This window comes from Variovorax paradoxus, assembly GCF_000834655.1.
GTDB lineage: Bacteria > Pseudomonadota > Gammaproteobacteria > Burkholderiales > Burkholderiaceae_C > Variovorax > Variovorax paradoxus_F.
On the sequence record NZ_JXQQ01000006.1, the window covers coordinates 1 to 18,405 of the forward strand.

Sequence of the window (18,405 nt, forward strand, 5' to 3'; positions counted from 1 at the left end):
GAAGATCTCGGTGGTGGTGCCGATCAGCAGCAGCGCGACGCTCGCATAGATGGCGCCCAGCGGCGCGCCCAACACATACGCGCCGGTCGGCAGCAGCCGCACCGTGGCCCGGCGATCGACGCGCGTGGCGACGACGCCGACGGCCAGGCCCAGCACCACGCCCACCGCCTGCCAGGCCAGCTCCGACAGGAGCCCGCTCGCCGCGATCGCCAGCACCGAGGCGGCCAGCAAGCCGATCTGCAGCGCCGGAATGCGCGGCATGGTCTCGGGCCGCGCATGCCGAACGCCGGCACCGGGCCGCAGTTGCACGAGCACCAGCAACGCCTGCGCCGCGGCCACCGGCAGCAGGAACCAGAACGCCCAGCGCCAGTGCCCCGCCTCGGCGAACAGCCCGCCCACCGCCGGCCCGCACAGCGTGGCGACGCCCCACATGCCCGACACCAGCGCCACCGCGCGCGGCCACAGGCGCGGCGCGAACACCCGCTGGATCAGCGCATAGCTCAGCGCCGCGAGCATGCCGCCGCCCAGCCCCTGCACCGTGCGTCCGGCGAGCATCCAGTGCATGGCCGGCGCAAGCGCGCAGCCCATCGAGCCGGCGGTGAACACGGCCAGCGCCGCCAGGCACGCCCCGCGCGGGCCGAGCATTGCGAGCAGCCGCACCGAGAGCGTCGCCCCGAGGATCGAGCCCACCACGAAGAGCGTGGTGCTCCATGCGTACCAGTCGAGCCCGCCGATCTCGCGCACCACCGAAGGCAGCACCGTCGTCACGATGTGGACGTTGACCGCATGCAGCGCGACGCCTCCGGTGAGCGCCAGGGCGCGCCAGCCGTTGCGCCCGGTGAAGAGCTCGCTCCACCCGGCCGTGACAGGCGGCGGCATCGTGGAAGGATCGGCGGAAGAGGAAGCGGCAGGCGGCATGGCGGACCCGGGAGACTGGAAAGGAGACACCGGATACTAGGCGCCCGCAGCCAATTAAACAAGTTATTGCTTTGATAAATAGAACCCCGGCCCGGATCGCCGGGCGCCCGGATGCGCGACACTTCGGGCCTGATGCAAGCCGCTGCTCCTTCTTCCTCCCACGCCACCCTGTCCGGCGCCATGCCGCAACCCTCGATCCGCCGCCCCACCCTGCGCTTCCTGTTCGGGCACCCGGCGCATGCCATCGCGCTGGGCTTCGGCTCGGGCCTGCCGCGCTTTGCGCCCGGTACCGTGGGCACGCTGTGGGCCTGGGTCGCCTTCGTGGTGATGCAGCTGTGGTTCACGCCGGCCACCATCGGCTGGATCATCGCGGCGTCGCTTCCCATCGGCTGGTGGGCCTGCACGGTGACGGCGCGCGACATGAACCTGGCCGACCCCGGCGCCATCGTGTGGGACGAGGTCGTTGCCTTCTGGATCGTGCTCTGGCTGGTCACGCCGGCTGGCCTGTTCGCGCAGGCCATCGCCTTTGGCCTCTTCCGTTTCTTCGATGCCGCCAAGCCCGGCCCGGTGGCCTGGGCCGATGCGCTGTTCAAGCAGCGCGACGCCGGCCAGGTGCGCTGGTGGCGCGCGGGCTTCGGCATCATCCTGGACGACCTGGTGGCGGCCTTCTGCACGCTGCTGGTCATTGCGCTCTGGCGCGCGTGGTGAACACTATGGATTCTTCTTCGACGCTCTCGACGCTGTCGACGCTCCCCGACCAGGACACGCCCGCGCTCGTCGCGGCGGTGGCCGGGCGGCTGCTGAAAAAAGGCTGGATGCTGTCCACCGCCGAGAGCTGCACCGGCGGCCTGATCGCTGCCGCCTGCACCGAGCTGGCCGGCTCCAGCGCGTGGTTCGAGCGCGGCTTCATCACCTATTCCAACGCGGCGAAGACCGAGCTGCTGGGGGTCGATGCGACATTGATCGATGCCCACGGCGCGGTCAGCGAGCCGGTGGCGCGCGCCATGGCCGTGGGCGCCATCGCGCGCTCGGCACCCTCTCGCGCGGCCATCGCCGTAACCGGCATCGCCGGGCCCACGGGCGGCACGCCCGAGAAGCCCGTCGGCACGGTGTGGTTCGGCTGGTCGGTGGACGGGCAGCTTCGCACCGAGCGCCGCCGCTTCGACGGCGACCGCGCCACGGTGCGCGCGGCCACGGTGCACTACGCGCTGCAGACGCTGGTGGAACTGCTGGGCGAGTAACCCTCGCCCCGGCCTTCTCAGGCCAGCATGAAATCGCCGACCGCCCGGCGCGGTGCGGCGGGCACCGGCGCCATCGGATAGCCGAGGCGGCACATCATCTGCAGCGTCGGGCTGCGCGGATGGCGCGGGGGCCCGGCGCCCAGCAGCAGGTCGTGCGCCGCGGCGTGATGCGGCGCCATCTCGGCGAATTCCTCCAGCGGCTGGCTCATCGGATGCAGGCCCACGCCGAGCTCGGTGGCGCGCAGTTGCTGGCGCACATAGGCGCGGCCCGCGGCGACCTGGTCGGTGCGGCTGTTGCCGCGCGTGCTGAGCCAGACGAAGCCCATGGCCGTGTGGGCCTGGTCCTCGAACACCTGGAAGGTTTCCTTGAACGAGCCGCTGTCTTCGGGCGCGGGCACGTTGCGATCGAACTGCCCGAGCGCGATCGCCAGTCGCAGCGCCGGGTCGTTGCGCGAGAAGCCGTCTCGGTGCGCCAGGATCTCCTGCGGCCCGACGCGCAGCATCCGCAGGTTCTCCAGCGCGGTGCCGGGCGTGACGATCTCCACGCGCGCGGCCTCTGCGCAGAGCTTGCGCAGCACCCGCACGCGGGGCATGTCGACCGTGCCGTCCGACTGCACCGGGCCGCCCGCGGGCGCGACGGCGGTGAGCCCCTGCAGCATGTCGGCCGACACCGGCCGGCCGGTATCGAATCGCTGTTTCGGCGTGCGGCGCCGCAGCACCTGCGCGAAGAGCGGATCGGGTGCAGCGCCGCCCGACAGCTGCAGGCGGGCGACGGGAATGTGCGGCCAGTGCCGCGGCTCGCTCGGCAGTTCGCCCTGCGGCCACAGCTGCACGTTGGCCAGGATGCCCTGCTGCGCCAGCGCCATCACGAGCAGCTCGATGAAGGCGCCGTGGCCGATGAGGGCCTGCCGGCCATACGGGTCGGTCTCGGGCAAGAGGCGCTCGCGATCGCAATAGAGAACGACGGCATCGGGCTCGCGCAGGTCCACCAGCCAGGGCTGGCAGTTGTACGCGGTGGGCGCGGTGACCGCATAGGCCACGGCGCGCCTGCGCGGATCGGCTTCGTTGCCGGGCCCGTTCCAGATCTCGAGCGCGGCCGCCGGAATGTCGGAGTGAAGCCACCAGGTTGCCAGAGCCATCACGCCGGCCGCCACCACCACACCGCCTCCCAGCAGCCGGACAAAGTTTCTTCGTTCATCCATTGCCGGCATTATCGAAAGACGCCTTTCAATTCACAATGCGTCAACTTTTGATCCCCGCTGCCAATGTGGCTCGCGGTGCATCGCGAGATCGCACCGGGCGGCGCATTCGCGCCGTCTATGATTTCCTCGCGCGCAACATCCCGGCGTCGATCCGACTTCTCTCCCGAATCTCCCCGGAAGCTCCCCGATAACTCCAAGAGGCCTCATGACAGCAGCCACCAATGCCCAGACCATCGAGCGCTTCTACAGCGCGTTCGCCAAGCTCGACGCCGCCACCATGGAGGCCTGCTACGCACCCGATGCGGTGTTCGACGACGAGGCCTTCTCCCTGCGCGGGCGGCGCGAAGTGGGCGGCATGTGGCGCATGCTGGCCGCTGCCACCAAGGCCAAGGGTGCGGACGTGTGGCGCATGAGCTTTCGCGACGTGCAGGCCGACGAGACCACGGGCAGCGCGCACTGGGACGCGCACTACCGCTTCAGCGCCACCGGCCGGCTGGTGGACAACAGCATCGACGCACGCTTCACCTTCACGCCCGAGGGGCTGATCGCCACGCACCGCGATACTTTCCCCTTCTGGACCTGGTCGCGCCAGGCGCTGGGCACACCGGGCCTCCTGCTGGGCTGGACGCCGATGCTGCGCAAGAAGGTGCGCGCCACCGCCGCCGGCAATCTTTCCAAATTTCTACAGGGCCAACCATGAGCAACGACATCGCCTACACCAACAACGAAGCGGCCCACCGCTATGAAGCCACCATCGACGGCAAGCTCGCGGGCTACGCCGAATACAACCTGCTGAGCGAGGCGATCATGTTCACGCACACCGAGGTGCTGCCTGAATTCGAAGGCAAGGGCGTGGGCTCGGGCATCGCCAAGCATGTGCTCGGCGAAGCACGCACGAAGGGGTCGCATGTGATTCCGGTGTGCCAGTTCATCGCGGGGTACATCCGCAAGCACCGCGAATACGCCGACCTCGTGCGGCCCGACATCCAGCGCGCCTTCAAGATCTGAGGAACACGGGCTCTCCCCCAGGCTACGCGCACTGCGTGTTGCCTCTACTACCCCCTGCCGGGGGCAACACCTGAGGCCCGGCAAAGCCGGTTCCTCGGTGTTTCACGATCAGGACGCCACGGCCTTCGGTGCGGGCAACCATGCGAAGGCCGCGATGCCGATCACCAGCAGCGTGGCGATGGTGGCCAGCACGGCCGTGAGCGGATCGCCGCCGTGCGCCGCTGCAATGGACGCCGCGACACCCGTGCCCCACTGCATCAGCGCGACGCCGAGGAACATCGCCATCGTGAAGACGGCCATCGCGCGCCCGGTGAGCGTCGCGGGGTAAGCCACGCGCACGTCGGCGTACTGCCACACGATGAAGCCCGAGAGCACGCCGATCAGCACCATGCCGAAGATGTCGAGCCACGCCGAGTGCAGCACGGCGATGAGCGCGAAGAGCGCGGCGTAGATCAGCCCGCAGATCACGATCCAGCGGCGGCGCGCGGCGCCGTCGCGGTCCAGCCGCCCGAAGAGCGGCGCGCCGACGAGCGAGATCACCGACACCGCGAGTGCGACGTTGCCGCTCTGCACCAGCGAGTAGCCGTGGCGTTCCATCATCAGCGGGCCCAGCCAGAGGCCGCGCAGCGAGATGAAGGCCGCATACGTGACCGCGCCGAGCACCATGATGCCCAGCGTGTGCGGCATCGCGAAGAGCGTGCCGAACTGGTGGATCGCTTCGGGAATCGACTCCTTCACCTGCGGCACGGCCGACGCGGGCTCGTGCACCCAGTACCAGATCGCGAGCCACGCGAGCGCCGCGGCAACCGCCAGCACGAGGAACCCCGCGCGCCATGAATACGCCTCGACCAGCCACGCGAGCGGCGTGCCGGTGGCCAGCATGCCGATGCCGCCGATGGCCAGCACCATGCCCGACACGGTGGCGAAGCGCGCCGCCGGAAAGTGCCGCGCGATGAACACGGTGCACACCAGAAAGGCCGGCGCGCAGCCCACGCCGATCAGCGCCTGCCCCGCCACCAGCACCAGGTAGCTGGACGACACCGCCGACAGCAGCGCGCCCGCGATCGCGATCGGAAAAGCCACCAGCACCGTGCGGCGCACGCCGTGAAGGTCGATGCCGATGCCCATGAAGAGCTGCATCGCGCCGAATGCGAAATGAAAAGCCCCCGAGAAGATCCCGAGGGCCTGGGCGGAGAGCTTGAAGTCGGTCTGCAGCGGGCTCGCCATGATGGCGCCGACCGTGCGGAAGGCCTGGCTGAGCGCGACCCCGGCGCACAGCGCCAGGACCATCACCCAGGCCGCGCGCGGCGTCAGGGGCTCCGAGGTCAAGCGCTGCGGCGGCGGGACGGCGCTCATTTCAGGCATACCGCGGAACCGGCTTTGCCGGGCCGCAGGTATTGCCCCCCGCCAGGGGGTTGGCGAAGCGACTCGAAGTGCGCGAAGCCTGGGGATGAGCCCAGTTACTCACCGTGGCACTTCTTGTACTTCTTGCCGCTGCCGCAGGGACACGGATCGTTGCGCCCCGGCGTGGCCTCCTTGCGGATCGTCTCGACCTTCGGCCCCAGGCTCTTCCAGAGCTGGCGCAGGTCGTACACCGCCCAGATGGCGGCGCCGAAGTCGTCCAGCCGCTGCTGGCTCACGCTGGGCGGCGCGTCGTCGCTGTACATCGAGAGCGTGGGCTTGGCGGTGTCGTCCTCGGTGAGCGCGACGATGTTGTCGAGCGCGTCGTCCAGCATCTGCGCGGCTTCCTTGTCGCGCGGGGTGGCCCAGTCTTCGGGCCAGTTCTCGACCGCGTACATGAAGCCGAGCGCCCAGACCTGCGCGAACGAAGGAATCTCCTCGCCGGCCACTTCGGCGCGCTCTTCCTCGGGGAGCGAGGCGATGGCGCCGCGGGTGTCGAGCACCTCGGGCTGCCAGCTGCGCTCGTCGTCCAGCGACTCGACGGGGGCGTCCAGGCCCTCCTCGATCTCGCGCCAGCGGCGCTTCCAGTTCCAGACGAACTCCATGTGCTGGGCCGGCACGAAGTTGTCGCCCAGCAGCACGGGCCAGTATTCGGTGGGCTCGATGGGCCGGCGGGTGCAGATCAGCGCGGCCATGAAGCCTTCGCAGAACTCCCACTGGGGAATTTCCTCGTCGTGCTCGCGCATGGCGTCCAGCGCGGTGTCGAGGGCGTCGAAATCGTCGGGGCCCAGGGGCTCCTGGTCGGGGGTCTGGGGGGTATCGGGGGGAGTGGGAGAAGTCGTCATGGCAGGTTCGGGGCAGCCCTCTATGATGCAGCAGGCTCCCGGAGTCATCTATTTCTATGCCCACGATTATTCCGTTTCCGGCGCGCTACAGCGCCTTTGCCTTGTGCGTGGTCGGCCTGGTCGCCTGCGTGGCCTTCGTTCTCGTATCGCCGCATCTGTGGCTCGCCTGGGCCGGGGTGGCGGTCTTCGCGGTACTTACAGGTACCGGCATTCACGACCTGCGGCAGCCGCGGCACGCGATCCTGCGCAACTACCCGGTCATCGGCCACCTGCGCTTCCTGCTGGAATTCATCCGGCCCGAGATGCGCCAGTACTTCATCGAGAGCGACTCCGAAGCAGCCCCCTTCTCGCGCGCGCAGCGTTCGCTGGTCTACCAGCGCGCCAAGGGCGAGCCGGACAACCGACCCTTCGGCACGCAGCTGAACGTGACCATCGCGGGCTACGAGTGGATCAACCACTCGATGCAGCCGACCAAGCTTGCGAACCACGATTTCCGCATCGTGATCGGCGGCACGCCGCAGCCGGCCGATGGCAACTCCGCCCAATCGGCCGCCGCCGGGCCGCCCCAAGGCGGCCGAGCCTCCCCCTCGGGGGGTGGCGAAGCACACGAAGTGGCAAGCCGGGGGGCCAACCATCCTTGCACGCAGCCGTACAACGCGAGCGTCTTCAACATTTCTGCCATGAGTTTTGGCGCACTGTCCGCCAACGCCATCCTCGCCCTCAACCAGGGCGCCAAGATGGGCGGCTTCGCGCACGACACCGGCGAAGGCTCCATCTCGCAGCACCACCGGGTGCACGGCGGCGACCTGATCTGGGAAATCGGCTCGGGCTACTTCGGCTGCCGCAACGACGACGGCACATTCAACGCCGAGCGCTTCGCCGCCAACGCGCGCGACCCGCAGGTGAAGATGATCGAGATCAAGCTGAGCCAGGGCGCCAAGCCAGGCCACGGCGGGGTGCTGCCCGCGCCCAAGGTCACGCCCGAGATCGCGGCCGCGCGCGGCGTGCCCGTGGGCGTGGACTGCATTTCGCCCGCCTCGCACAGCGCGTTCTCCACGCCGACGGAGATGATGCATTTCGTCGCGAAGCTGCGCGAGCTCTCGGGCGGCAAGCCGACCGGCTTCAAGTTCTGCCTCGGCCATCCGTGGGAGTGGTTCGGCATCGTCAAGGCGATGCAGGCCACGGGCATCACGCCCGACTTCATCGTGGTCGACGGCGCCGAGGGCGGCACGGGCGCGGCGCCGGTCGAGTTCAGCGACCACGTGGGCGCACCGCTGCAGGAGGGCCTCCTGCTCGTGCACAACACGCTCATCGGCGTGAACCTGCGCCACCGCATCAAGATCGGCTGCGCGGCCAAGGTGATCACCGCCTTCGACGTGGCCCGCATGATGGCGCTGGGTGCCGACTGGTGCAACGCGGCGCGCGGTTTCATGATGGCGCTGGGCTGCATCCAGGCGCAGAGCTGCCACACCGGCCATTGCCCCACCGGCGTGACCACGCAGGACCCGCTGCGCCAGCAGGCGCTGGTGGTGCCGACCAAGGCCGACCGCGTGCGCAACTTTCACCGCAGCACGCTGCATGCGCTGCAGGAACTGGTGCAGGCCGCGGGCCTCGATCATCCGCAGCAGATCACCGCGCACCACATCGTGCGCCGCATCTCCGACACCGAGGTGCGCCTGTTGAGCAACCTGGTGATGCAGGTGCAGCCGGGCGCGCTGCTCGGGCCGCTCGACGCGCAGCACAATGTCTTTCGCACCTACTGGCCGCTGGCCAGTGCTGAGAGTTTCCAGCCTGTGACGCAGGGCCCGCAGGGCCTGGTACCGGGCTTTGCAATGGCCGCATGAGCGCAGCGCCGGGCCGCCCCATGCAAGCTTGTACCGCAGCACGAAGTGCGGAGGTACCGACCTGATGAATCCACTGAGACGAGGCGCTTCGACGCGCCTGCACAGCGCGAAAGGCGCGGCTTCGGCGCCGGCGCCGCTCGACGCGCTGCCCGAGCACCCATCGCCGGGCGACTACGCCGAGTTCCTTCGCATCACCCTGCCCAAGCAGGAAAAGAACGTCGCCAGCCATCGCCTCGGCAGCGAGCGCGTGTGGCTCAAGAAGGCCGGGCCGCGCCACGGCAAATGGGGCTACCGCGTGATGGCGGCGGTCGCGCGGATGGCGCGGCTGGACATCATCAAGCCGGTGCCCAACCCGGGCGGCGAAGCCGCCATCGCCACCGAGGCGCGGCGCCTGAAGCAACTCGCGGCCGCGGGCCTGCGCGTGCCGACGGTGCTCGCGCAGCAGCCCGATGGCCTCCTGATCTCCGACCTCGGCGAAAGCGGCCGTGCCACCGTCGTGCTGCAGGAGCGCCTGGACCAGGCCGCCGCCGCCGGCCCAGCCGCGCTGCTCGCCGTGTGGCGCGAAGGCCTTGCCGCCATCGCGGCCGTGCATGTGCGCGGCCAGCACCTGAGCCAGGCCTTCGACCGCAACCTCGTGCAGTGCCCCGACGGCGTGATCGGCTACATCGATTTCGAGGACGACCCCGCCGAGGTCATGACGCTGGCCGAATGCCAGGCGCGCGACTGGCTCAGCTACCTGCACTCGACGGCCATGATGCTCGAGGCGGCCGCGCCGCAGGCGGCCGGCCAGCACTGGCATGCCGCGCTCGCCACGGTGAACGAGGAAGTGCGCGAGCGCATTGCCAATGCGGCGCGGCGCATGAAGTGGGCGCGCAAGCTGCCCGCCAGCCGCCGCTGGGGCCGCGACACGCAGCGCGTGCGCGCGGTGGCCCGGCTGCTCGGGCGCTGGCACGACGCGGCGGCCTGACGCTTCTTCTTTTCGTACCGCTCAGGGCGGCGTCGTCCACCGCAGCGCGGCCAGCAGGTTGCTGTGGTCGTCGGTCCACGTCGCAACGCCCGCGGCATCGATCGCCTCGCCGCGCTCGCGGATCACCGGGTCCTGCAGGAAGCGCGCATCGCGCGTGAGCAGCACGTATTCGGACGAATGTTCGAGCGTGAGATTGCCGGGTGCAGGTTCGAAGTGCACGCGCACCGCCTGCATGCCCGCGTCTTCGGCCAGGCGCTTGACCACCGGCGCCAGCTTCAGGTGCCGGTTGCTGATGTGGAAGGCGATCACGCCCGTGGGCAGCAGGTGCCTGCCGTAGAGCGCCAGTGCCTCGCGCGTCATCAGGTGCATCGGAATGGCATCGCCCGAGAAGGCGTCGACCACGATCACGTCGAAGCGCTGCGAGCCTTGCGCATCGAGCTCCTGCTGCATCAGGAGCCGCGCATCGCCCTGCGCGACTTCGACCGTCGCGGATGAATCCGCGAGGTAGGTGAAGTGCGAGCGCGCCGCCGCCGTAACGCGCGGGTTGATCTCGTAGAAGCGCACCGTGTCGCCGGCGCGCCCGTAGGCCGCGAGGGTGCCCACGCCCAGGCCGATCACGCCCACGCGCTGCGTTGCGGCGCGGTTCGTGAGCAGCGCCAGGCCGACGCCCGACTTCGGCCCGTAGTAGGTGCTCGGCAGCCGCCGCTGCACCGCGCCCTGCAGCTGTTCGCCGTGCGAGATCACGCCGTGCATCAGCCGGCGCGATGCGGTCAGCGCGCCCGGAATGCCGAACTGCTCCACGCGCAGCGCGCCGTAGAAGTTGCGCACGCGCAGCATCGTGCGGTTGTCGGCTTCGAGCACGCTGTAGACCGAGAGCCAGACCACCGCCACCGAGGCCAGTGCGCCGCCCAGGCCCGCAGCCGCCGACCATGAACGTGCGCGCCATGCGGTGTAGCCCACCGCGAAGAGCGCCAGCGCGCTCACCGTCGCATACAGCACGTTGAGCGACACGGCCACTGCGTCCATCCGCAGGAACGCCGCGAACCCCACCACGACCGCGAACGCGAACAACGCCCACACCCACTGCTGGCGGCCGCGCGTGAGCCACAGCACGATCAGCCCCGGCACCGCCAGGCTCATCGGCAACTCCCAGTAGCCGTTGAAGAAATGCGGCGCGACCACGCCCGCGAAGATGCCGCCCACCGCGCCGCCCAGCGCCAGCAGCAGGTAGAAGCGCGTGAGGCGCTCGGGCCCGGGCCGCGCGCGCGCGAGTTCGCCGTTCGCGAACATGCAGATGGCGAAGAGGCCGACGCTGTAGAGCCCGATGGCCGCGGCGATCGGCAGCGAGCGCTGCGGCGTGTTCAGGTACCAGCCCATCACCGGCGTGAGCAGCAGCACCGCGGGCCAGAAGAGCCAGCGCCGGTACCAGAAGTCGCTGTCGAAGCACAGCACGAAGCTCAGCAGGTACAGCGCGAGCGGCACGATCCACAGCATCGGCACCGAGGCGATGTCCTGCGTGATGAAGGCCGACACCGCCAGCAGCGCGACCGTGCCGAGCGCGGCCAGCACCAGCCACAGCAGCTGCTCGGACCACGGCAGCGGCGGCGCAGCCGGGGCCGGCGTTGCCGACACCGCCTCGGCACCGGTCCGCGTCGGCCGCGCCTTCCCTACCGCCACCACCGACACGATGGCCAGCATCGCGAAGAGCCCGAACCCCACCGACCATGCCAGGGCCTGCGCTCGCAGCGCGAACACCGGCTCCAGCACGAAGGGGTACACCACGAGCGCCGCCAGCGCCGCGAGGTTCGACAGCGCGAAGAGCCGGTAGACCTTCGCCTGCCGCGGCGCATCGCCCGCATGCAGCCGCGCGACCCAGCTCTGCACCAGCGGCCCGGTGGTGCAGACCGCGAGGTACGGCAGCCCGATGGTGGCGGCCAGCACCGCGAGCACGCCCGCCGAGGGGTCGCCCTGCCCGGTCGGCTTCCATGCCGCATCGGGTATCACCGGCAGCGTCGCGCAGGCAGCAAGCAGGAGGAGCGCATGCACGACGGCCTGCATGCGCAACGGCCGGCGCGAGAGCCAGTCGGCGTAGAAATATCCGACGAGCAGCACCACCTGGAAGAACACCAGGCACAGCGTCCACACCGCGGCCGAGCCGCCGAACCACGGCAATATCTGCCGCGCGATCAGCGGCTGGACCAGGAACAGCAGGAAGGCCGAGACGAAGATGGTCGATGCGCAGAGCGCCAGCGCGCCGGCGCTCGCGTCGCGCGCAGCGCGTGCTGCGCTCCCGCCGCGCACGGCATGCGATGCGTCCGCCACCTCGCGCATCAGGGCGCTTTGCCCGGGTTCGGCACCTTGTCCAGCTGACCCTTGACCGAGGCGTTCCAGATGGCCGGGCAGAAGGAGTTGCCGTCACCCACCTTGTCGGCCAGGGAATCGACGCCGCTGGCCAGGAGCTGCGAGGCCCACTCGGTGCTGTTGTTGCGCACGAAGGCAAAGATGTTGGTCATGGCGTCCTGCGGTTTCTCCAGCACGTTGATGCCTGCATTGTTGCTCCACGCCGGGTCCCATTGCAGGTCGATGCTGCGGTCGCTCTTGGGCCCGAACGAATAGAACGGATGCCAGAACATCGGCGACTCCATGCCGGCCACGCCGTCGGCGGCCAGCGGGATCTTGCCGTTGGCGATGTAGTAGGCGTCCAGCTGGTTGAGGCGGAAATCGGTGCCCGGCGCGGTGGCGCCATCGACCGACATCAGCTTGAACCACGCCTCGCCCACGAACTGGTAGCCCTTCAGCGCGGTGAGGATGATCTTGTTGGCCACCGGAATCCCGAGGCGATAGCCGTAGTGCACGCGCAGGTGCAGCACGCTGGACTCGCCCAGCGTCTTGTTCGACACGTTGCCGCGCAGTTCGGCGTCGGGCGGCAGCGGGTCGCCGATGCCCACGGTGGTGCTCATCGCCTTGGCCTTGAAGTCGTAGGGCAAGGGCTTGCGGTAGCGCATCGTGTCGTTGGGGATCTGCATGATCCAGCGGTTCTCGCCGAAGTTCTCGATGAAGGCCCAGTCGATGAAGGTGGTCTGCGTGGGGTTCAGGTACTCGATGCAGGCCGACTCGATCATGTCGGTGTTGGTGTCGATCCAGCCCTTGAACATGCCGCCCACGCTGGCCTCGCGCACATTGAGCGGCATCATCCCCTTCACCAGCCCCTGCCACACGCTCCCGCGCGTGAGCGCATTGGTGGTGAGCTCCAGCGCCGCGCTGTTGAGCGTGCTCAGGCCCGGCGTGGTCGAGTTGCCGATGCGGAAGATGAAGGGCAGCGGCATGCCGTTGTTGAGCGAGCCCGCGCGTGCCGCCTCGTGCGCGGCGTACTCCAGCGTGAGGCGCGCACGGTAGATGAGGCCGAACTGCACCACGCACATCACGAACAGGATCAGCACCGGCAGCGCGATCATCGTCTCGGTCATGGAGACGCCCCGCTGGCCGCGCCGTGGCCGGGCAAAGCGGCGCTTCTGGTTCGCTCGAAGAGTGGAATGCATTGCTGTTCTCCTCTGTGTGTGGTTACCAGCCCGACAACTTGAGACCCGGTCGCAGCGCGAGCCGCCTGGCCTGTCCCGCGGCCAGTTCGAGCACGTTGGCCGCGCCCAGGCACATGGCCATGCGCATCGGGCGCAGGCTCTCCACCACGCGGGCGATGCCGCCGTGCCGGTCGAGGAAGACGACATCGATCGGGTAGCGCATGCCCACCGTGTGCACCGAGCTGCAGCGCATGATCAGGAGGCCTTCGCTCGCGGCCAGGCGCGGCCGCCCGAGCAGCCCGCGCGTGCGGTCCCAGCCGCGTTCGGCCACGCGCACGGGACCGAAGGGCTGGGCCTGGGGGGAGCGAAGGGAGACGATGCGCATCGATGGTGTCAGTGGTTCTGGGTTTCGAGGAACTGCATCACCAGCGGGAAGAAGATGATGATGAAGGTCACCGGGAAGATGAAGATCACCAGCGGCCCGATCATCTTCACGGGCGCCTCCATCGCGAGCTTCTCGGCCATCTGGAAGCGCTCGGTGCGGCGCTGGTCCGAAATCGCCGAGAGCGTGTCGGCCAGGCTCGCGCCCAGCGACTCGGCCTGCGTGAGGTTCGACACCAGGCTCTTGATGTGCTTGTTGTCCAGCCGGTCGGCCAGCGCGTTGAGCGCGTCCATGCGGCTCGCGCCGGTGCGCATCTCGCGCATCATCCGGTCGAACTCCTGCCCGAGCGCGCCGCCCGGGCCCTTCTGCACCGCCTGCGCAATGGCGCCGGTGAGGCTCAGGCCCGCCTGGCAGCACAGCGTGATCATGTCCAGGTAGCCGGGCAGCGTGCGCAGGATGTCCTTCTCGCGGCGCTTGCGGCGGTCGCGCATCCACATCACCGGGTAGAGCCACCCCGTCACGCACGATGCCAGCGTGACCCAGATCTTGGTGCCCGCCATCGCATCGAGCAGGCCCGCGGTCCAGAGGCCCAGCGCGGCGACCACGATCATCGACACCACCTGCACCGCGATGAACTCCTCGGCCTTGAGCACGAACTCCAGGCCCGCCAGCTGCAGCTGGCGCTTTCGCTTGACCAGCATGGAGGTGGGCGCGATCTCCGAGACGTGGAACTGCAGGATGTTCACCACCGGCCACACCAGCCGCAGCATCCGCGGCAGCGGGTCCATGTGCGTTCGCTCCGAAGGCCGGGCCTTGCGGATCAGCGAGATCATGTAGAGCAGCAGGATCACGCCCGTGGTCGCGCACAGGAAGATGATGGCCAGGAGGATCAGCGAGCGCATGGCAATCCCGGATCTTCAGATGTCGATCGCCACGATCTTGCGGATCATCGCGTAGCCCAGCATCAGCATGATGGCGATCACGGTCAGCACGACCCAGCCGATGGTCGTGGTGAAAAGGAGCGACATGGTCGGCTGCATCAGGTAGAGCACGCCCATCAGCAGCAGCGGAAAGAGCGTCATCACCAGCCCCTGGATGCGCCCCTGCGCCGTGAGCGCCTTGATGCGGCCTTCGAGAATCGCCTTGCGGCGCAGCGTCTCGGCCAGCACCTGCAGCGGCTCCGAGAGATTGCCGCCCACTTCCTTGGAGACGCGCAGCGCCACCACCACCAGCACGAAGTCGGGAATGCCCAGGCGCTGCGACATCTTCTGGATCGCATCGTCGAAGCTCACGCCCAGGCGCTGCTCCTTGAGCACCAGGCCGAACTCCTGGCCGAGCGGCCCCACCTGGTCGCGCACCAGCACCTGGATGGCGACCGAGAGCGCGCTGCCGGCGCGCAGCGCGCTCGCAATGAAGAGCAGCGCATCGGGCAGCTCCGATTCGATCTGCTGGCGGCGCTTCTTGCGCTGCCACGCGAACCAGCGTGCGGGCAGGAGATACAGCACCACCGCCGCCACCACGCCGCCGATCAGGTTGCCCGAGATGAGCCAGCCGATCGCGCCGCACAGCGCCACCAGGAAGGCGTGGCCCGAGGCGAACGCCACCGCATGCTGCGCCTGGAATTCCGACAGGTTCAGCGTGCGGCGGCCGCTCGCCTGCAGCTTGGACATCATCTTTCCGACCAGCTCGGGCGAGCGCTGCAGCAGCAGGTAGCCGCACAGCGTGATGAAGCCCATGCCGCAGAGCACGGAGGCCAGCAGGATCATTCCCTTCATGGCACGGTCTCTCCGAAGAGGTATTCCAGGTCGAGCTTCAGGCCGTGCTCCTGCAGGCGCGTGAAGAACTCGGGCACGGTGCCCGCGGCGGTGAAGTGGCCGACGGTCTTGAAGCTCTCGTCCACGCCGGTCTTGCGGAAGGCATACACGTCCTGCATCTGGATCATGCCGTCGGCAAAGCCGGTGATCTCGGTGATCTGCGTGACCTTGCGGCTGCCGCACGGAAAGCGCGTGAGCTGCACGATCAGGTCGACCGCCGAGGCGATCTGCTCGCGGATCGCCGCCACCGGGATGTTCATGCCCGCCATGGTCACCAGCACCTCCAGCCGCGACATCGCATCGCGCGGCGAGTTGCTGTGCAGCGTGGTGAGCGAGCCGTCGTGGCCGGTGTTCATGGCCTGCAGCATGTCCAGCGCCTCGCCGCCGCGGCACTCGCCCACCACGATGCGGTCGGGCCGCATCCGCAGCGAGTTGCGCACCAGGTCGCGAATGGCGATGGCGCCCTTGCCTTCGATGTTGGCGGGCCGCGATTCGAGCGACACCAGGTTCGGCTGGCCCAGCGAGAGCTCGGCCGCATCCTCGATGGTCACGATGCGTTCGTTGGACGGAATGAAGTTCGACACCATGTTCAGGAGCGTCGTCTTGCCGGTGCCGGTACCGCCCGAGACGATGATGTTGAGCTTCTCCTCCACCGCGATGCGCATGAAGTCCACCATCTGCGCGGTGATGGAGCCGGTGCGGATCATCCCCTCGTGGCCCATGCGGTTCTTCGGGAACTTCCGGATCGTGACGCTCGGGCCGCGCAGCGCGAGCGGCGGAATGATCGCGTTCACGCGCGAGCCGTCCTTCAGGCGCGCGTCCACCATCGGCGAGCTCTCGTCGATGCGCCGGCCCAGCGGCGTCACGATGCGCTCGATGGCACCCAGCACCGCGATGTTGCTGGTGAAGGCGACATTCGTGCGCTCCAGCCGGCCCGCGCGCTCGATCCATATCTCGTCGAAGCGGTTGACCATCACTTCGGTCACGCTCTCGTCCTTGAGCAGCACCTCGAGCGGGCCGAGGCCGATGGCTTCGTCCAGCAGTTGCTGGCTCAGGAGCGCGCGGTCCAGCTCGGGCGGCATGTCGCGCGTGTCACGGATGATTTCGCTGATGAGCGCGCGGATGTTGGAGCGCAGCTCCTCGTCCTTCATCTGCGCGGTGTCGATGCGGCGGTTGTCCAGCTGCTGCAGCAGCGTGCGGTGCAGCGAGCGGCGCCATTGCAGCAGCGGGTCCTCGATGGCGAGCGCGGCCTCGGCGTACTGCGCCGCCTCGGCCGCCTCCTGCGGATCGACGCCCGCGGGCTTGAGCGCGGTATCGAGCGACACCACCAGCGTGTGGCCGCCGATGATGATTTCCTCGCCGCCCTTCATCGGGCCGAAGCGCGTCACGCGGTTGCCGTCGACCCAGGTGCCGAAGAGGCTGCCCAGGTCCTGCACGAACACCTCCTCGTCGTGCAGCACGAACTGGGCGTGCAGCTTGGCGACGTTCCAGCCCGAGAGCACGATGTGGTTGCCGGCATCCTTGCCGACCTGGAGCTCCGCGACGTCGATCGGGACCTCGCGCACGACCTGCTGCGGGGAGTTGACGAAGACCTTGTGCATGGTGGCGCTATCTCAAGGGGTCAGGGGGCGACGGGCTGGCCGGGCGTGCCGGCCGGGATGCCGCCGATGTCCGCGGCGGCGGCAGGCGGGCGCATGCCGTTCGGGTCCGACTTGTCCTCGGTCAGCTGGCCGAAGTTGCTTCCCACGTCCTGCTCGAGCTGGCGCGAGCGCTCGATGCGCTGCCGGCTGTCCGCCGGGCCGACCACGCGCGGCGTGATGAACACCACCACTTCCTGCTCCTTGTCGGTGTCGTTGTCGGAACGGAAGGCGCGGCCGATGACCGGCGCCTTGCGCAGGCCCGGCACGCCGTCGCTGGAGCGCGTCGATTCGCGGCTCAGGAGCCCCGACAGCACGATGGTCTCGCCGGCCTTCACGTTGAACTCGGTGTCGGTGCGCCGGATCAGGAGGCCCGGGATGCCCTGCACCGCGACGCTGCGGTCGATGCTGCTGACCTCGGTGAGGATGCTGCCCGACACGTTGCCCTCGCCGTCGGCGATGGGCTTGATGTTCAGCCGCACGCCGTAGGGCTTGAACTCGACCGAGCCCGCGCCCTGCGTGCTGAGCGCGGGCAGCGGGATCTCGCCGCCGGCCAGGAACTTGGCTTCGCCGCCGCTGCGCGTGGAGAGGTTGGGCGAGGCGAGCAGGAAGGCGTTGCCGCGCTGCACCAGGAGGTTGATGCGCGAGGTGAGGCTCAGGCCGATGCCGAAGTACGCCTCGGGCATGCGCCGGTTCTGCGAGAGCAGCGCCGTGCCCTGCGGCGTGGAGGTGTTGAAGGCCGAGCCGTCGGGCAGGATGCGGTAGCTGCCGCTGGAGGCGATGTCCGAGAACAGGCCGAAGTTGAAGCCGTCGCCCGAGCTCTGCCAGCGCACGCCCAGGTCGTCGAGCGCGGTCTTGCTGAACTCGACGATGCGCACCTGGATATCGACCATGCGGTCCACGCGGATGCGGTCGGCCGTGGCCAGCGACACCACCGCCGGCGCATAGAGATTGGCCACCGTGTTCAGGCGCTCGACCGCGGCCGGGTCCAGGCTGTTGCCGTCCATGATGATGCGTTCGCCGATGCGGCGGATGTTCACGCCCGAGATGCCGTGCGTGATCTCGCGCAGTTCGTCGGCGATGCGATCCAGGTCCACCACGTTCACGCGCACCTTCAGCTTGCGCACGGTGCCGTTCCGGTCCCAGACATGCAGCGTGCTGTCGCCCGCATCCTGCGCGGTGATGAGCATGTTCGCGCCGTCGAGCACGCGCGCCTCCAGCACCTTGCCGTTGCCGATGGCCACGCGGGACACGCCCGGCATCTTGACCAGCGCCATCTGCCCCACGTAGAGCGTGAGCAGGTCGGGCAGCCGCTGCAGCACGGTGGCGCGCGCGGCGATGCGCTGCAGCTCGGCCTCGGTAATGGAGGCCTGCGTGGGCGGCGGCGCGGGCGGGCGGATGCCCGGCGAAGTTTCGGCGCGCGCGCCTGTCGGTGCGCCGGGCGTCGAGAACGCCGGCGATGACATCACGGCGCCCGAGGGCCCCACCGTGCCCAGCGGCACGGGCGATGCCGCCGGCGCGCCGGGGTACGGACCCTGCGCCTCGGCCTGGAAAACAAGACACAGCGCCGTCGCTGCCAAGGTGCATCGCTTGAGGTTCATCGAACTTTTCTGGAGATCAGTAAAACG

At 69.1% G+C, this 18,405-nt stretch carries 17 protein-coding genes; 6 read left to right on the forward strand and 11 right to left on the reverse strand.

The window, feature by feature from the left end; genetic code table 11:
- Positions 1-879: MFS transporter (locus tag RT97_RS01635; protein ID WP_253278103.1), on the reverse strand; the 879-nt coding region annotated here is incomplete at its 3' end.
- Positions 880-1,098: 219 nt separating this feature from the next.
- Between RT97_RS01635 and RT97_RS01640 the strand changes: the two genes are divergently transcribed.
- On the forward strand, positions 1,099-1,626 hold the full coding sequence (locus RT97_RS01640) for a phosphatidylglycerophosphatase A family protein (protein WP_080898136.1): 528 nt from the start codon (positions 1,099-1,101) through the stop codon (positions 1,624-1,626).
- Positions 1,627-1,631: 5 nt separating this feature from the next.
- Positions 1,632-2,159 carry a CinA family protein gene (locus RT97_RS01645; RefSeq protein ID WP_172672141.1) on the forward strand — a complete coding sequence of 176 codons (528 nt, stop codon included), beginning with the start codon at positions 1,632-1,634 and terminating at the stop codon, positions 2,157-2,159.
- Positions 2,160-2,176: 17 nt separating this feature from the next.
- Here RT97_RS01645 and RT97_RS01650 read toward each other — a convergent pair whose 3' ends face one another.
- Complete coding sequence (locus RT97_RS01650; protein ID WP_253278104.1) at positions 2,177-3,361, reverse strand: Acg family FMN-binding oxidoreductase; 1,185 nt, start codon at positions 3,359-3,361, stop codon at positions 2,177-2,179.
- 205 nt (positions 3,362-3,566) lie between these two features.
- On the opposite strand from RT97_RS01650, the gene RT97_RS01655 reads away from it, so the two are divergent.
- Positions 3,567-4,061 (forward strand): nuclear transport factor 2 family protein, encoded by a 495-nt coding sequence (locus tag RT97_RS01655; protein WP_042577051.1) that lies wholly within the window; start codon positions 3,567-3,569, stop codon positions 4,059-4,061.
- A complete protein-coding gene (locus tag RT97_RS01660; protein ID WP_042577052.1) occupies positions 4,058-4,369 on the forward strand; it encodes a GNAT family N-acetyltransferase in 312 nt (103 codons plus the stop codon). Before RT97_RS01655 ends, RT97_RS01660 begins: the two co-directional genes overlap by 4 nt.
- A gap of 108 nt (positions 4,370-4,477) precedes the next feature.
- On the opposite strand, the gene RT97_RS01665 is transcribed toward RT97_RS01660, so the two are convergent.
- Together RT97_RS01665 and RT97_RS01670 are read right to left on the reverse strand one after the other, a co-directional pair.
- Positions 4,478-5,659: an MFS transporter gene (locus tag RT97_RS01665; RefSeq protein WP_042577084.1), complete on the reverse strand. Its 1,182-nt coding sequence runs from the start codon at positions 5,657-5,659 to the stop codon at positions 4,478-4,480.
- Between the two features lie 170 nt (positions 5,660-5,829).
- Positions 5,830-6,615, reverse strand: coding sequence for a UPF0149 family protein (locus tag RT97_RS01670; protein ID WP_042577053.1), 786 nt, complete (start codon positions 6,613-6,615; stop codon positions 5,830-5,832).
- A 56-nt stretch (positions 6,616-6,671) separates the two neighbouring features.
- On the opposite strand from RT97_RS01670, the gene RT97_RS01675 reads away from it, so the two are divergent.
- Together RT97_RS01675 and RT97_RS01680 are read left to right on the forward strand one after the other, a co-directional pair.
- The gene (locus tag RT97_RS01675; RefSeq protein ID WP_042577054.1) at positions 6,672-8,459 is read left to right on the forward strand and encodes an FMN-binding glutamate synthase family protein; all 1,788 of its coding nucleotides are present in this window, start codon (positions 6,672-6,674) and stop codon (positions 8,457-8,459) included.
- Between the two features lie 64 nt (positions 8,460-8,523).
- Entirely contained in the window at positions 8,524-9,426 is a 903-nt protein-coding gene (locus tag RT97_RS01680) for a hypothetical protein (protein WP_042577055.1), read from the forward strand.
- Between the two features lie 21 nt (positions 9,427-9,447).
- On the opposite strand, the gene RT97_RS01685 is transcribed toward RT97_RS01680, so the two are convergent.
- The 7 genes from RT97_RS01685 to RT97_RS01715 are packed head-to-tail and all read right to left on the reverse strand — an operon-like array spanning position 9,448 to position 18,378.
- Positions 9,448-11,757 (reverse strand): spermidine synthase, encoded by a 2,310-nt coding sequence (locus tag RT97_RS01685; protein WP_052810519.1) that lies wholly within the window; start codon positions 11,755-11,757, stop codon positions 9,448-9,450.
- Positions 11,757-12,965 (reverse strand): TadE/TadG family type IV pilus assembly protein, encoded by a 1,209-nt coding sequence (locus tag RT97_RS01690; RefSeq protein ID WP_080898131.1) that lies wholly within the window; start codon positions 12,963-12,965, stop codon positions 11,757-11,759. Before RT97_RS01690 ends, RT97_RS01685 begins: the two co-directional genes overlap by 1 nt.
- Before the next feature lie 22 nt (positions 12,966-12,987).
- Positions 12,988-13,329, reverse strand: a complete 342-nt coding sequence (locus RT97_RS01695) for a DUF192 domain-containing protein (protein ID WP_042577057.1) — start codon at positions 13,327-13,329, stop codon at positions 12,988-12,990.
- Between the two features lie 8 nt (positions 13,330-13,337).
- Positions 13,338-14,228 carry a type II secretion system F family protein gene (locus tag RT97_RS01700; RefSeq protein ID WP_052810520.1) on the reverse strand — a complete coding sequence of 297 codons (891 nt, stop codon included), beginning with the start codon at positions 14,226-14,228 and terminating at the stop codon, positions 13,338-13,340.
- 15 nt (positions 14,229-14,243) lie between these two features.
- A complete protein-coding gene (locus tag RT97_RS01705) occupies positions 14,244-15,101 on the reverse strand; it encodes a type II secretion system F family protein (RefSeq protein WP_080898132.1) in 858 nt (285 codons plus the stop codon).
- Positions 15,098-16,741 (reverse strand): ATPase, T2SS/T4P/T4SS family, encoded by a 1,644-nt coding sequence (locus tag RT97_RS01710; protein WP_042577058.1) that lies wholly within the window; start codon positions 16,739-16,741, stop codon positions 15,098-15,100. The genes RT97_RS01705 and RT97_RS01710 overlap by 4 nt, the downstream gene beginning before the upstream one ends.
- Positions 16,742-16,761: 20 nt before the next feature.
- A complete protein-coding gene (locus RT97_RS01715; protein WP_052810522.1) occupies positions 16,762-18,378 on the reverse strand; it encodes a type II and III secretion system protein family protein in 1,617 nt (538 codons plus the stop codon).
- Positions 18,379-18,405: the final 27 nt, after the last annotated feature.

Excerpts from the sequence above, each read along its gene's own strand:
- RT97_RS01710 (WP_042577058.1), bottom strand. The coding sequence starts at position 16,741 with ATGCACAAGGTCTTCGTCAACTCCCCGCAGCAGGTCGTGCGCGAGGTC.
- RT97_RS01675 (WP_042577054.1), top strand. The coding sequence starts at position 6,672 with ATGCCCACGATTATTCCGTTTCCGGCGCGCTACAGCGCCTTTGCCTTG.
- RT97_RS01640 (WP_080898136.1), top strand. The coding sequence starts at position 1,099 with ATGCCGCAACCCTCGATCCGCCGCCCCACCCTGCGCTTCCTGTTCGGG.
- RT97_RS01685 (WP_052810519.1), bottom strand. The coding sequence starts at position 11,757 with ATGCGCGAGGTGGCGGACGCATCGCATGCCGTGCGCGGCGGGAGCGCA.
- RT97_RS01695 (WP_042577057.1), bottom strand. The coding sequence starts at position 13,329 with ATGCGCATCGTCTCCCTTCGCTCCCCCCAGGCCCAGCCCTTCGGTCCC.
- RT97_RS01700 (WP_052810520.1), bottom strand. The coding sequence starts at position 14,228 with ATGCGCTCGCTGATCCTCCTGGCCATCATCTTCCTGTGCGCGACCACG.
- RT97_RS01655 (WP_042577051.1), top strand. The coding sequence starts at position 3,567 with ATGACAGCAGCCACCAATGCCCAGACCATCGAGCGCTTCTACAGCGCG.
- RT97_RS01690 (WP_080898131.1), bottom strand. The coding sequence starts at position 12,965 with ATGCATTCCACTCTTCGAGCGAACCAGAAGCGCCGCTTTGCCCGGCCA.
- RT97_RS01650 (WP_253278104.1), bottom strand. The coding sequence starts at position 3,361 with ATGGATGAACGAAGAAACTTTGTCCGGCTGCTGGGAGGCGGTGTGGTG.
- RT97_RS01645 (WP_172672141.1), top strand. The coding sequence starts at position 1,632 with ATGGATTCTTCTTCGACGCTCTCGACGCTGTCGACGCTCCCCGACCAG.
- RT97_RS01665 (WP_042577084.1), bottom strand. The coding sequence starts at position 5,659 with ATGGTCCTGGCGCTGTGCGCCGGGGTCGCGCTCAGCCAGGCCTTCCGC.
- RT97_RS01670 (WP_042577053.1), bottom strand. The coding sequence starts at position 6,615 with ATGACGACTTCTCCCACTCCCCCCGATACCCCCCAGACCCCCGACCAG.
- RT97_RS01680 (WP_042577055.1), top strand. The coding sequence starts at position 8,524 with ATGAATCCACTGAGACGAGGCGCTTCGACGCGCCTGCACAGCGCGAAA.
- RT97_RS01715 (WP_052810522.1), bottom strand. The coding sequence starts at position 18,378 with ATGAACCTCAAGCGATGCACCTTGGCAGCGACGGCGCTGTGTCTTGTT.
- RT97_RS01660 (WP_042577052.1), top strand. The coding sequence starts at position 4,058 with ATGAGCAACGACATCGCCTACACCAACAACGAAGCGGCCCACCGCTAT.
- RT97_RS01705 (WP_080898132.1), bottom strand. The coding sequence starts at position 15,101 with ATGAAGGGAATGATCCTGCTGGCCTCCGTGCTCTGCGGCATGGGCTTC.